This window comes from Pseudomonas sp. 51_B (genome assembly GCF_017491595.1).
GTDB lineage: Bacteria > Pseudomonadota > Gammaproteobacteria > Pseudomonadales > Pseudomonadaceae > Aquipseudomonas > Aquipseudomonas promysalinigenes.
The window spans coordinates 1-479 of record NZ_JAFGYW010000289.1 but is presented as its reverse complement, the minus strand read 5'-3'; the positions used below and the strand labels follow the sequence as shown (position 1 = coordinate 479).

Here is a 479-nt window from a genome sequence, read left to right as displayed (position 1 = left end):
CGCGCACCTCGATCAGGGCAAGGCCGTGCGCGGGCTCGATCTGTCCGACGACGAGAGGGCGCTCCTCAAGCCGTTCTGCCTGATCACCGCGAAGCCGGCGATGTACGTCGCGAACGTGAAGGAAGACGGCTTCGAGAACAATCCGCATCTCGACGCGGTGCGCCGGTACGCGGAAAGCGAGAAGTCGCCGGTCGTCGCGGTGTGCGCGGCGATCGAGGCGGAGATCGCCGATCTCGACGATGCCGAAAAGGAAGCGTTCCTCGCCGACATGGGCAGGGACGAGCCGGGCCTCGACCGCGGGATCCGTGCGGGCTTCAAGCTGCTCGGGCTGCAGACGTACTTCACCGCGGGCGTGAAGGAAGTGCGCGCGTGGACGATCCACATCGGCGACACCGCGCCGCAAGCGGCGGGCGTGATCCATACGGATTTCGAGCGCGGCTTCATTCGCGCGCAGACGATCGCATACGACGATTTCATCG

At 66.2% G+C, this 479-nt stretch carries 1 protein-coding gene; it reads left to right on the top strand.

Annotated features, from left to right (window positions below):
- Window positions 1-479, top strand: a 479-nt coding sequence (locus tag J5M56_RS24875; protein ID WP_207938045.1) for a DUF933 domain-containing protein, incomplete at both ends; no start/stop codon positions are given.